This is a genomic window from Arenimonas donghaensis DSM 18148 = HO3-R19 (assembly GCF_000743535.1).
Classification (GTDB): domain Bacteria; phylum Pseudomonadota; class Gammaproteobacteria; order Xanthomonadales; family Xanthomonadaceae; genus Arenimonas; species Arenimonas donghaensis.
On the sequence record NZ_AVCJ01000024.1, the window covers coordinates 1 to 10631 of the forward strand.

Annotated in this window: 10 protein-coding genes; 3 read left to right on the forward strand and 7 right to left on the reverse strand. The window is 69.1% G+C overall.

Annotated features, from left to right (window positions below):
• The 6 genes from N788_RS10060 to rhlB all read right to left on the reverse strand — a co-directional run.
• Positions 1 to 1882 (reverse strand): beta strand repeat-containing protein (locus N788_RS10060; protein WP_152560449.1); only part of this gene is annotated, 1882 nt, incomplete at its 3' end.
• Positions 1883 to 2195: 313 nt separating this feature from the next.
• Complete coding sequence (gene ung, locus N788_RS10065) at positions 2196 to 2936, reverse strand: uracil-DNA glycosylase (protein WP_034224604.1); 741 nt, start codon at positions 2934 to 2936, stop codon at positions 2196 to 2198.
• 1 nt (position 2937) lies between these two features.
• A complete protein-coding gene (locus N788_RS10070; protein ID WP_034224605.1) occupies positions 2938 to 3780 on the reverse strand; it encodes a response regulator in 843 nt (280 codons plus the stop codon).
• Between the two features lies 1 nt (position 3781).
• Positions 3782 to 4765: a permease-like cell division protein FtsX gene (ftsX, locus tag N788_RS10075; RefSeq protein WP_084695999.1), complete on the reverse strand. Its 984-nt coding sequence runs from the start codon at positions 4763 to 4765 to the stop codon at positions 3782 to 3784.
• The gene (gene ftsE / locus N788_RS10080) at positions 4762 to 5448 is read right to left on the reverse strand and encodes a cell division ATP-binding protein FtsE (protein WP_034224607.1); all 687 of its coding nucleotides are present in this window, start codon (positions 5446 to 5448) and stop codon (positions 4762 to 4764) included. The genes ftsX and ftsE overlap by 4 nt, the downstream gene beginning before the upstream one ends.
• Before the next feature lie 14 nt (positions 5449 to 5462).
• Positions 5463 to 7202, reverse strand: a complete 1740-nt coding sequence (gene rhlB / locus N788_RS10085; protein WP_034224610.1) for an ATP-dependent RNA helicase RhlB — start codon at positions 7200 to 7202, stop codon at positions 5463 to 5465.
• Between the two features lie 172 nt (positions 7203 to 7374).
• On the opposite strand from rhlB, the gene trxA reads away from it, so the two are divergent.
• Complete coding sequence (gene trxA, locus N788_RS10090; RefSeq protein ID WP_034224613.1) at positions 7375 to 7701, forward strand: thioredoxin TrxA; 327 nt, start codon at positions 7375 to 7377, stop codon at positions 7699 to 7701.
• A 156-nt stretch (positions 7702 to 7857) separates the two neighbouring features.
• Positions 7858 to 9594 (forward strand): transcription termination factor Rho, encoded by a 1737-nt coding sequence (rho, locus tag N788_RS10095; RefSeq protein ID WP_034224624.1) that lies wholly within the window; start codon positions 7858 to 7860, stop codon positions 9592 to 9594.
• Between the two features lie 52 nt (positions 9595 to 9646).
• On the opposite strand, the gene N788_RS14865 is transcribed toward rho, so the two are convergent.
• Complete coding sequence (locus N788_RS14865) at positions 9647 to 10438, reverse strand: hypothetical protein (RefSeq protein ID WP_034224616.1); 792 nt, start codon at positions 10436 to 10438, stop codon at positions 9647 to 9649.
• Between the two features lie 12 nt (positions 10439 to 10450).
• On the opposite strand from N788_RS14865, the gene N788_RS14975 reads away from it, so the two are divergent.
• Positions 10451 to 10631: hypothetical protein (locus N788_RS14975; protein ID WP_211250711.1), on the forward strand; the 181-nt coding region annotated here is incomplete at its 3' end.

The window sequence follows — 10631 nt, forward strand, 5'->3', positions numbered from 1 at the left end:
CGGTGCTGGTCGCGTTGGCGGTGTTGACCACCTGGCCCGCCTGGGCTTCCGCGGCGGTGACCACGTGCGTACCGGAGAGCACGCAGGTGCCGCCGACGGCGACGCTGGCGCAGGTCGTGCTGCCGGGAGTCAGCTGCGGATCGCTGACGACCACGCTGGTCAGCGCCACGTCGCCCGTATTGGTCAGCGTGACGGTGTAGCTCAGCGTGTCGCCTTCGGTGATGTTGCCGCTGGCATCCGCGTCGGTGGTCAGCGTCGCGCCGGACTTGGCGAGCGTCAGCGCCGGCACCTGGACCACGGGCGTGGTGACGGTGTTGGAATTGGTCGGACCCAGCACCTCGGTGCTGGTCGCGTTCGCCGTATTGACCACTTCGCCGGCCTGCGCTTCCGCGGCGGTCACCACATGCGTGCCCGTGAGCACGCAGGTACCGCCCACGACAACGCTGGCGCAGCTCGTGCTGCCCGGGGTCAACTGCGGATCGCTCACCACGACCGAGGTCAGGGCGACGTCGCCCGTATTGGTCAGCGTGACCGTGTAGCTGAGAGTGTCGCCTTCGGTGATGTTGCCCGAGCCGTCGGCATCCGTGGTCAGGGTGGCGGCGGACTTGGCCAGGGTGAGCGCCGGCACCTGCACGACAGGCGTGGTGACGGTGTTGGAGTTGGTCGGACCCGGTACTTCAGTGCTGGTCGCGTTGGCCGTGTTGACCACCTCGCCCGCCTGGGCTTCCGCGGCGGTCACCACGTGGGTTCCGGAGAGCACGCAGGTGGCACCCACGGCGACGCTGGCGCAGTTGGCGCTGGCCGGGGTCAGCTGCGGATCGCTCACCACGACCGAGGTCAGGGCGATATCGCCGGTATTGGTCAGCGTCACCGTGTAGCTCAGGGTGTCGCCCTCGGTGATGTTTCCCGAGCCGTCGGCATCGGTGGTCAGCGTCGCCGCCGACTTGGCCAGGGTGAGCGCCGGCACCTGGACCACGGGCGTGGTCACGGTATTGGAGTTCGTCGGGCCCGGCACTTCGGTGCTGGTGACGCTGGCCGTGTTGACGACCTGGCCGGCCTGGGCTTCCGCCGCCGTGACGACGTGGGTACCCGTCAGCACACAGGTGCCGCCCGCCGGAACCGTCGCGCAGGTGATGCTGCCAGGCGTCAGCTGGCCGTCGCTGACCACGACGGCGGACAGGGCAACGTTGCCGGTGTTGGTCGCCGTGACCGTGTATTCGAGCGTGTCGCCAGCGTTGATCAGACCGTCGCCGTTGACGTCGTTGGACAGGACCGCGGCGCTCTTCGCCAGGCCCAGGGACTGGACCTGGGGAACCACGGTGTTCGCGGTCGCCGAACAGACCGGATCCAGGCCGGCGCGACAGACCTGGTTCGCGGTGGCGGTGGCGGTGTTGTCCACGCTGCCGGCATCGATATCGGCCTGGCCGAGCGTATGGGTGCCGGTGCAGACCAGGCTCTGGGAGGCCGGCAGGGTGGCGGGCAGCGCGGTCGCGGAACCGCCGATCTGGCAGCTGAGCGAAGCAAGCAGGGGATCGTTCATCGACACGCCCGTGGCCGGGCCGGTGCCGGTGTTCTGGACGGTGATGGTGTAGACGATCTGGTCGCCGACGTTGGCTACGCCCGCGGGGGCGACCACGTCGGCATCCAGGACCCCGGACTTGGACACCACGAGCGTCGGCGTCAGCAGGGCGTCGGTGTCGGTAGCGGTGTCGTTGCCAGGGTTCGGGTCGGTAATGCCCGATGGCGCGGTGACGGTGGCGGTGTTGATGGCGTCCTGGGCCGAGACGGATCCCAGGCACAGGAACAAGGTAAGCGCCGAAGCGGCCAGGCGCAGGCATGCCGCCGCGCCGGGACGACGTCCCGAATCGATTTCCACAGTCACCTTGCCCCCTTGAAAAACAACCGGCGCCTTTGGAAGTAATTAGGAACTGGGCGCCAAATCTCACTAAAGCAAAATGCGTGCCAGCTACCAGCCGGCCCGCCTCTACAGGGATCAATGTCCCCGCATTGTCTTTTCAAGCCTCCTATATGCCCCACCCGAAAGGCAAGGATCACCCTCCCGGGTTCAAGGAAGCCCAGATATTTCAATGACCTGCACGAATTCCCCCGAGCCCGTCAGTGGCCCGAGAGGACAGAATGCGCCGCATTACGTCAGTTGAGCCGGCCCCGGCAGGGGCGTGACCGGCATCACGCTTTCAACCGGAGGCCCCGGAATCCTGTCGCACGGGCCCAAGGAGGGCCTCGACTTGCTCGCGTCCCGGCAGGGCCCAGTTCACCGGCGCTTTGCCGCCGACCTGCAGCCAGCGGTTGGCCTTGCTGAAGTGACCGCAGCCCAGGAAGCCCCGGTGCGCCGACAGCGGCGAGGGGTGCGGCGCCCGAAGCACGCAGTGCCGTCCTTGCAGCAGCTTGCCCTTGGCCTGGGCATAGGCGCCCCACAGCATGAAGACCAGGCCTTCCTTTTCCCGGTCCAGGGCCTGGACGATGGCATCGGTGAAACCCTCCCAGCCCTTGCCCTGGTGCGAGCCGGCCCTGCCCTCTTCGACCGTCAGCACGGCATTGAGCAGCAGCACGCCCTGGCGGGCCCAGGGCAACAGGCAGCCGTGGCCCGGCGGGGCATGGCCCAGGTCGGCCTGGATTTCCTTGTAGATGTTGCCCAGCGATGGTGGGACGGGCACGCCCGGAAGTACCGAGAAACAAAGGCCATGGGCCTGGCCGGGGCCGTGGTACGGATCCTGGCCCAGGATGACCACCTTGACCTCGTCGAAGGGCGTGGCGTCGAGGGCCGCGAAAATGCGTGGCCCGGGCGGAAAGATGTGTTTGCCGGCGGCCTTCTCCCGGCGAAGGAAGGCCGAAAGTTCCTGCATCTCCGGCCGCAGCAGGTAATCGCCGACCCGGGCCTTCCAGCCCGGTTCGAGCCGGACGCGCTCGTCGCCCACCCTAGGTCCCGAGCTTGGCCCGCAGCAGCCGGCCGACCCGCAGCTGGAACAGCAGCTTGGTCACCAGCAGGCGCTCTTCGATGGGTTTTTGCACCAGGTCGTTGGCGCCCGCGCGCAGCAGGTCGCTCTGGTTGGCCGGATTGGCGTCACCGGTCATCACCAGCACCGGCAGCAGGCCTTTGACGTAGCCGAAGTCGTTGCGGATCGAGCGCAGGAGATCGTTGCCGGTCAGTTCGCCCTTCAGGTAGACGTCGGTCAGCACCACGTCCGGGCCCGGCACCTTGCCCTGGGCCTTGGCGGTTTCCAGGTGGGCGATGGCGTCCTCGACACCGGTGGCGTGGATGACGGTCAGGCCGTGTTTTTCCAGCATGCGCCGGGTGGCCATGGCGACGACGCGGCTGTCCTCGACGTACAGGACTTCGCCGCCGGCTTCGGATTCGGGCGCCACGTAGCCTTTGATGAAGGCGGCCAGGGCGTTGAAGCCCAGCGACTTGTCGAAATAGTCGGTGACGTCGTCGCTGATCGAGCGGCTTTCGAGCCGTTCCTGCACGTCGCCCGAGACCACGATGATGGGGATGTAGGCCTGCGGGGTGTGCTCGCGCAGGTAGCGGGCCAGCTCCAGGCCGTCCATGTCCGGCAGGCGCAGGGCCGTGGTGACCAGGTTGACCGCGCCGGCCTGGAGGGCGGCCTTGGCCTCCTCGCCGGTTTCGCAGCCGACGAACTCCAGGTCCGGGAGCTGCTGGCGCAGGACACCCTCGATCATCTTGCGCACGACCTTGGAGCCGTCCACGACCATGATGCGGGGGCTGGTGGTGTCGAAGCTTCGGAAACTCGGGCTGTTCATTTCACACGTCCGTAGGACGGGTCCGACGTAGATGATGCCCGGTTGCGAGCCACGCGCCCAGCCACCCCATCGCCGCGGCCCCCAGCAGCAGGGCCCCGGTGCCTGTCCAGCCCGGGCCGGAAAGGGCGAATTGGCTGCCGTAGCTGGCCACCAGGGCGGTCAGGCGGCCCTGCAGCAGGATCGCGGCGACGGCCAGCAGCACCAGCGCCAGCATGCCCGCGGCCAGGCCATACCAGGCGCCCAGGTACAGGAAGGGCCGGCGGACGAAGCCGTCGGTGGCCCCCAGGTGCTGGAGCACGGCGATCTCTTCGCTACGTGCGCCGATGTCCAGGCGCACGGTATTGCCCACCACCAGCAGCACCCCCAGGCCCAGCAGGACCGCGACCACCTGCACCACGCGCTCGCCGAAGGCGAGCCAGGCGGTCAGGCGCTGGCGCCAGAGGGCGTCGTGCTGCACGACCTCGGCCTCGGGCAGCGCGCGCAGGACATCGGCCAGGGCACTGCCGTCGTCGTCACCGGCCGGCGAGACCACCAGCACGTAGGGCAGCGGATTACCTTCGAGCACCTCGAGGGCGCCGGCGAGGTCGCTCATTTCCCGGAATTCGGCCAGGCCGTCTTCGGGCGTGCGCACGGCGACGGCGACGACGTCCGGACGGGCGCGCAGTTCTTCCGACAGCGTTTCCACCCGATCACCCGGGACATCCGCGGCGAGGAAGACGCCGATGTCGCGCGATTCACTGACCGAGCCGGAGAAGCGCTCCAGGTTGCCCAGCGCCAGCGCCAGGCCCAGCGGCAGGGCAATGGCCACGGCCATGACGCCCACCGTCAGGCTGGTGGCGACCGGACGCTGCAGCAGCCGGCCCAGGCTCGACACCAGGGAATGCAGGTGCTGTTCGCGCCAGGCGCGCAGGCGCCCCCGCACGCCGCCCGGCTTCACCCGCTCGGCGGCGGCAGGCCGGCCGCGGCCCTCGGACTTGGCACTCATGCCGCCAGGTCCTCGGGCGAGATGTCGTCCACCAGCTTGCCGTGGTCGAGCACCAGCACGCGCTGGCGCATGCGCTTGACCAGGGCCAGGTCGTGGCTGGCGATGATGACGGTGGTGCCCGAGGCCGGCAGCGCGGCGAAGAGCTGCATGATTTCCGCCGCCAGCTGGGGGTCGAGGTTGCCGGTGGGTTCGTCGGCGACCAGCAGCTGCGGCTGCGCGACGACGGCGCGGGCAATGCCGACGCGCTGCTGTTCACCGGTGGAGAGCTGCATCGGCAGGGCGCGCTCGCGTGCGCCCAGGCCGACCTTGTCGAGCACGGTGCGAACGCGCTTGCCGACCTCGGCGCGCGGTACGCCGGCGATCAGCAGCGGCAGGGCGACGTTGTCGAACACGCTGCGATCGGTCAGCAGCCGGTGGTCCTGGAACACCACGCCGACCTGGCGACGGTGCAGCGGCACCTTGCGGCCGCGGACCTTGGCCAGGTTGCGTTCGTTCACCAGCACGGTGCCGCGGCTGGGCCGCTCGGACAGGTGGATCAGCCGAAGCAGCGTCGACTTGCCGGCCCCCGAATGCCCGGTGACGAAGAGCAGCTCGCCCTCCTCCACCGCGAAGCTGACGTCGCTAAGGGCCGGCGCGCTGCCGGCATAAGTCTTGGTGACGTTGTCGAAGCGCAGCAGGGCCATGCGGGCGGGACGGGTCAGTGTTTCGCGGGCGGGTTGCGCTTGACCAGGGAGCTCAGGCCGGCCTTGATGCGGCCCAGCAGCGACGGCTTGGCGTCGGCGGTGGGCTTGGCCTCCGGCTTCTTGCGGGCGGCGTCCTTGCGCGGTGCGTCCTTGCGCGGCGACTCGCTGCGCGGCGTGCCCGCGTCGGCAGCCTCGCCCACCGGACGACCGCGACGACGGCGACGACGCTTGCGCGCCGGTGCGTTCGGGTCTTCCTGCATCGGCGACGAAGGCGCGGGGCGGCGCGCCGGCCGCTCGACACCGGCGTCGGCGGCGGCATCCGGCGCCTTGCTGGCGGCGGGCGCGTCATCGCCGGTGGCGGAGCGAGGTTCGCGGCGCGGACCCGAAGAACGCGGGCCCCGTTCGCGGCTGGCACCGCCCGAACGACCGCCTTCGCGGCCGCCACGGCTGCCCGACCGGCTGCCGCCGCGGCGCTCGTCCTCGGCGGCCTTGGCCTCGCGGACTTCGCGGTAGATGGCGCTGACGCTTTCGGTTTCGCCGGCTTCCTCGCCATCGCTCGCCCGCGGCGTGCGCGGCATCGGCACCAGCAGCTCGGCCGTCACCGGCTCCACCGGCAGCTTCTGCTCGATGTAGGCCTCGATGTCCGGCAGCGACATGGCGTAGCGCTCGCAGGCGAAGCTGATGGCGTCGCCCTCGGCGCCCAGGCGCGCGGTGCGGCCGATGCGGTGCACGTAGTCCTCGGCGTCGAACGGCAGGTCGTAGTTGTAGACATGGCTGACGCCATCGATGTGCAGGCCGCGGGCCGCCACGTCGGTGGCGACCAGCAGGTCCAGCTGGCCCTTCTGGAAGCGGCCCAGCAGGGTCTCGCGCTTCTTCTGCGGCACGTCGCCCGACAGCACGCCGACGCGGAAGCCGGCGCGTTCGAGCGCCTTGGCCACGCGCTCGACCCAGACCTTGGTGTTGACGAAGACCATGGTGCGCTGGCCTTCGCTGCGGGTCAGCAGGCCGATCAGCAGGGGGATCTTTTCCTCGTCGGCCGGCAGGTAGACCCGCTGGCGCACCCGGGCGGCGGTGATCGTCTCGGTTTCGACGACCAGCTTCTCGGGCTCGTTCATGTGTTCGTAGGCCAGCTCCAGCACGCGGTGGCTGAGCGTGGCGCTGAACAGCAGGGTCTGGCGCTCGGTGCGGATCGGCATGCGCCGCAGCAGGAAGCGGATGTCCTTGATGAAGCCCAGGTCGAACATGCGGTCGGCTTCGTCCAGGACGCAGACTTCGCAGGCGTGCAGGGACACGACCTTGTGCTGCTTGACGTAGTCGATGAGCCGGCCGGGGGTGGCGATGATGACGTCCACGCCCTGCTGCAGGAGGTCGCGCTGCTTGTCGTAGTCGACGCCGCCGTAGACCAGGGCGAAACGCAGGCCCAGGTCGGAGCCGAACTTCACCGCGTCCTTGTGGATCTGGATGGCCAGTTCGCGGGTCGGCGCCAGGATGAGGGCGCGCGGGTCCTCGGGCTTGCGCTCGGCCAGGGCCGGGCGGGTGAGCAGCCGGTTCATCAGCGCCACCAGGAAGGCCAGGGTCTTGCCGGTGCCGGTCTGGGCCTGGCCGGCGACGTCGCCGCCACGCAGGGCGATCGGCAGGGTCAGGGCCTGGATGGGGGTACAGCGGCTGAAGCCGGCGGATTCGAGGCCGGCCTGGAGGTCGGGGTGCAGCTCGAAGCTGGAAAAAGCGATATCAGTCAGTGGTTTGTCGGACATGTAGGTCTCTGGTTGCGCGTCTCTGCGCTTGCGCGGCCTGGCCGGGGGGTCGCAAACTGCCCTGAACCCGGGGCCGCCGATGGCGGTTGATTTAACGTTCGAAGCGCCCCAGTTTACCCCAACGGCAGGCCCGACCGGGCCGCCACCCCCAAGTAAATCAGGAGTTTGACGCATGAGCGACCAGGTGCTTCATGTGGGCGACACCGACTTCGAGGCCCAGGTGCTCCAGTCCGATACCCCGGTGCTGGTGGATTTCTGGGCCGAGTGGTGTGGCCCCTGCAAGATGATCGGCCCGATGGTGGACGAATTGGCCGACACGTATGCCGGCAAGGTGAAAGTGGTCAAGCTCAACATCGACCACAACCCGCAGGTTCCCCGCCAATACGCCGTTCGCGGCATCCCGACCCTGATGCTGTTCAAGGACGGCAAGGTGCACGCCACCCAGGTCGGCGCGGTGGGCAAGGCCCAGCTCGCGCAGTTCGTAGACAAGGCGCTTTGAGGCGTCCCGCCCCGGTCCGCCGGGGCCCCGCGGGGGCAGGGGCGCTTGTCGCGCCGCCCCCGGCGGTGTTAGCTTGACGGTCATTCGGGCGCCTTGGGCGCCGATGTCCTGCAAGACCCCCTTCCTCCACACGCTCGCGTTCGCGAGGTGAATTCCGTGTCCGAAAACGAAACCGACTCCGGCGCCAGCGCCGAGAAGCGTCCGCGCAAACCGCGCGCCGCCGCCCCCAAGAACGACGCCCCGGCTGCCGATTCCCCGGCACCCGCGCCTGCGCCTGCACCGGCTCCCGCGCCGGTTTCGGCGCCGGCCCCCGAGCGCGCCCCGGCCGAAGCCAGCTCCTCCGGTGATGCCGGTGGTGGTGGTGGCGGCGGCGGTGGCAACCCGGGCCAGGGTGGCCAGGGTGGCAACGACGACGGCGGCCAGGGCGGCCAGAACAACCAGGGCGGCGACCGCAATCGCGAAGGCCGGCGGAACCGGCGCGACCGATTCCGCGACAAGCGCGACCGCTTCAAGGGTCGCGACCGCGACGGCGGCGGCGGCGGCGAAGACGAGGGCAACAGCGGCAATGGCGGCGGCAACGGCGGCAGCCAGAACGAACGCCCGCTGCCGCAGCTGCCGCCGGACTTCCCGGTCTACAGCCTCAACGACCTCAAGCGCATGCCGGCCTACAAGCTGCTCGAGATCGCCGACAAGCTGGGCCTGCACGAAGGCGTGGCGCGCATGCGCAAGCAGGACGTCACCTTCGCCCTGCTCAAGGTGCTCACCCGGCATCCGCAGGGCGTGGCCGGCGACGGCGTGCTGGAGATCCTGCCGGACGGCTACGGCTTCCTGCGCTCTGACGACGCCAGCTACCTGGCCGGCCCGGACGATGTCTACATCTCGCCCAGCCAGATCCGCCGCTTCAACCTGCGCACCGGCGACGAGATCTCCGGCCGCATCCGCAGCCCGAAGGACGGCGAGCGCTACGTCGCGCTCAACATCGTCGACACCATCAACGGCGAGCCGCCCGAGGCCTCCAAGGGCAAGGTGCTGTTCGAGAACCTGACGCCGCTGTTCCCGCGCGAGCGCTTCCGCCTCGAGCGCGGCAACGGCTCGTCCGAAGACATCACCGGTCGCGTCATGGATCTGATGTCGCCGATCGGCAAGGGCCAGCGCGCCCTGATCGTCTCGCCGCCCAAGGCCGGCAAGACGGTGCTGATGCAGAACGTCGCCCAGGCGATCATCCACAACCATCCGGACGTGCACCTGATCGTGCTGCTGATCGACGAGCGACCCGAGGAGGTCACCGAGATGCAGCGCACGGTGCGCGGCGAGGTCATTTCCTCGACCTTCGACGAGCCGGCCGCGCGCCACGTGCAGGTCGCCGAGATGGTGATCGAGCGCGCCAAGCGCCTGGTCGAGCACAAGCGCGACGTGGTGATCATGCTCGACTCGATCACCCGCCTCGCCCGCGCCTACAACACGGTGGTGCCCAGCTCCGGCAAGGTGCTCACCGGCGGCGTCGACGCCAACGCCCTGCACCGCCCGAAGCGCTTCTTCGGCGCGGCCCGCAACGTCGAGGAAGGCGGTTCGCTGACCATCATCGCCACGACGCTGGTGGAAACCGGCTCAAAGATGGACGAGGTGATCTACGAAGAGTTCAAGGGCACCGGCAACTCGGAAGTGCACCTTGACCGCCGCATCGCCGAGAAGCGCGTCTACCCGGCCATCAACATCAACCGCTCGGGCACCCGCCGCGAAGAGCTGCTGATCGACGCCGAGATGCTGCAGAAGATCTGGATCCTCCGAAAGCTGCTGCACCCGATGGACGAGCTGGCCGCGATGGAGTTCCTGCTCGAGAAGATGAAGAACACCAAGTCCAACGACGAGTTCTTCAGCTCGATGAAGCGCTAAGGAAAAGCCGGCCCCAGGGCCGGCTTTTTCGTGGTGGCGGACGCCGCGGGTATCAGCCCCCGGCTTCGTCCAGTGGCGTCAACAGCTCCAGCCGCCGGCTACCCTCCCCGTTGGCCGCCAGGTTCCTCGGCGGCGCATCCGCTTGCCGGATCCACGCCGGCGGCTCGAACCGGAACGGGTGGATCTGCTGCCAGCCCGGCGCTTTCGCGGATCGCGAGACGGTAAAGACCATCGGAATCCGCACGATGCCTTCGCCGGCGAGATGGTCGAAGCGCCACTGGCTGGCCGCCTGTTCCGCGGCGCGACGGAACTGCTTGCCGAAATACTTGAACTTCTGCTTCGGGACGTTGCCGGTCAGGTGCACCGATTCGGCGGCCACGCGCCTGACGTCGCCTTCGGCGTCGAGTTCGGCCACCAGCATGATGTTCGCGCCGGTGCCCGAATGCACGGCCTCGGCCGGGAAAGCGGGGATGCGCAGCGCCCTGCCTTCGCCGGGCGGCTGGCCGGTACCGGGCGGATCGAGGAATACGGCGCGACGGATGGCGAAGTGGGCCGTCCTGGCCTCGTCGTCGCGAACGGCCACCAGGCCCAGGGCCATCCTGGCAACGGCATTGACCGGCTTGCCGTCTTCCAGCACCGGCTTGAACCGCCAGGCGCGGATCTGGCGTTCGTAGCCTTGCACCACGTCCTCGCCCATCCACGCGGCGTCCTCGAGGCTGACATCCACCACCTCGCCCGCGGGACCGATCGTCAGTTGGCCGCCCACGTCCGCCGAAAAATAGACCGGCTCGGCGGCAACGGCGCCCGCGGCCAGCAGGAGCGCGGGCATCAGCATCTTGAACATCGGTATCTCCACGTGAAGGCTGCCCCGACTAAACCATCCCCGGCCGGTCGCTTCAATGAGAATTTTCTTACCGGCTCCCGACGGCGGCGCCCGACGGCGCATAATTGCGATATGCATGGTCCTGCTGGTTTCCTGAGCCTGTTACTGGTTTTCCTGGTCGCCGCGGTCATCGCGGTGCCGGTGTTCCGTCGCC